This is a genomic window from Streptomyces sp. NPDC058964, assembly GCF_042741275.1.
Lineage (GTDB): Bacteria > Actinomycetota > Actinomycetes > Streptomycetales > Streptomycetaceae > Streptomyces.
On the sequence record NZ_JBHYKH010000913.1, the window covers coordinates 1 to 1,776 of the forward strand.

At 71.7% G+C, this 1,776-nt stretch carries 1 protein-coding gene, 1 tRNA gene and 1 other RNA gene; 2 read left to right on the forward strand and 1 reads right to left on the reverse strand.

The genetic code is table 11. From position 1 onward, the window contains the following. Nucleotides 1–43: 43 nt before the first annotated feature. A tRNA-Ser gene (locus ACFW2E_RS46325) sits at nucleotides 44–131 on the reverse strand. 72 nt (nucleotides 132–203) lie between these two features. Here ACFW2E_RS46325 and ffs point away from each other — a divergent pair. Together ffs and ACFW2E_RS46335 are read left to right on the forward strand one after the other, a co-directional pair. After that, nucleotides 204–302: signal recognition particle sRNA small type (ffs, locus tag ACFW2E_RS46330), an RNA gene on the forward strand. Between the two features lie 45 nt (nucleotides 303–347). Further along, nucleotides 348–1,776: DNA polymerase III subunit gamma and tau (locus ACFW2E_RS46335; RefSeq protein WP_384478048.1), on the forward strand; the 1,429-nt coding region annotated here is incomplete at its 3' end.

The following is a 1,776-nucleotide window of genomic DNA, read 5'->3' on the forward strand; positions in this document are numbered from 1 at the left end:
CCGCGAACGGTGGGGCCCTTCGACATCGTGCCCGGTGAGGCACTGGCGGAGGATACGAGATTCGAACTCGTGAGGGGTTGCCCCCAACACGCTTTCCAAGCGTGCGCCCTAGGCCTCTAGGCGAATCCTCCGCCGGAAACATTACATGACCGAGGGGAGTGCTCGCGAACTCGTTCCTGCTGGCCGGGATCGGGTACTCTTTGCGCAGCCCCTCACGCGGCGCTATCTGACTGAACTCCCCCAGGGCCGGAAGGCAGCAAGGGTAGGTCGGCTCTGGCGGGTGCGTGGGGGGCGCTTGCGTTTGCGGGCGCGGCCGCTTGTCAGTGGACGCCTATAACCTCGTATGCGTGTCGTCTCTCGCGCTGTACCGCCGCTATCGCCCGGAGTCCTTCGCCGAGGTCATCGGGCAGGAGCATGTCACGGACCCGTTGCAGCAGGCGCTGCGGAACAACCGGGTCAATCACGCGTACCTGTTCAGCGGCCCGCGTGGATGTGGCAAGACGACCAGCGCCCGGATCCTGGCCCGGTGCCTGAACTGCGAGCAGGGTCCGACACCGACGCCGTGCGGCGCGTGCCAGTCCTGCCGGGACCTGGCCAGGAACGGTCCGGGCTCCATCGACGTGATCGAGATCGACGCCGCCTCGCACGGTGGCGTGGACGACGCCCGTGAACTGCGCGAGAAGGCCTTCTTCGGGCCCGCGAGCAGCCGCTACAAGATCTACATCATCGACGAGGCCCACATGGTCACGTCGGCCGGCTTCAACGCGCTGCTCAAGGTCGTCGAGGAGCCGCCGGAGCACCTGAAGTTCATCTTCGCCACCACCGAGCCCGAGAAGGTCATCGGGACCATCCGGTCGCGCACCCACCACTACCCGTTCCGGCTCGTGCCGCCGGGCACGCTCCGGGACTACCTCGGCGAGGTGTGCCAGAAGGAGAACATCCCGGTCGAGGACGGAGTGCTGCCGCTCGTCGTGCGGGCCGGCGCGGGTTCCGTGCGGGACTCCATGTCCGTCATGGACCAGCTGCTCGCCGGTGCGGCGGCGGACGGTGTGACGTACGCCATGGCGACCTCCCTTCTCGGCTACACCGAGGGGTCGCTGCTGGACTCCGTGGTCGAGTCGTTCGCCACGGGGGACGGGGCCGCGGCCTTCGAGGTCGTGGACCGGGTCATCGAGGGCGGGAACGATCCCCGCCGGTTCGTCGCCGACCTGCTGGAGCGGCTCCGGGACCTCGTGATCCTCGCCGCCGTCCCGGACGCTGTCGAGAAGGGGCTCATCGACGCCCCGGCCGACGTCCTCGAGCGCATGCAGGCCCAGGCCGGCGTCTTCGGCGCCGCCGAGCTCAGCCGCGCCGCCGACCTGGTCAACGACGGGCTCACCGAGATGCGCGGTGCCACCTCGCCCCGCCTCCAGCTCGAGCTGATCTGCGCGCGCGTGCTGCTGCCCGCCGCGTACGGGGACGAGCGTTCGGTGATGGCCCGCCTCGACCGCCTCGAACGGGGCGTCGGCTTCTCCGGGGGCGGCGGCGCCCCCGCGGCGGGGTACGTTCCCGGGCCCGAGGCGCACATGGGCGGAGCACCGGCCGGTGGCCCGCCAGTCCCGCCGGGCGGCGGCGTCGCGGCGGCCAGGGCGGCCGTGCGCGGCACCGGCGGCGGTGGTCCCGAACAGCCCGTTCAGCCCGTTCAGCCTGCCCAGCCCGTTCAGCCCGCCGCTCCGGAGCCCGCCGCCGCGCCGACCCCGGCGCCCGCTGCCGCCGCGCCCGCGCCCGCTTCCGCGC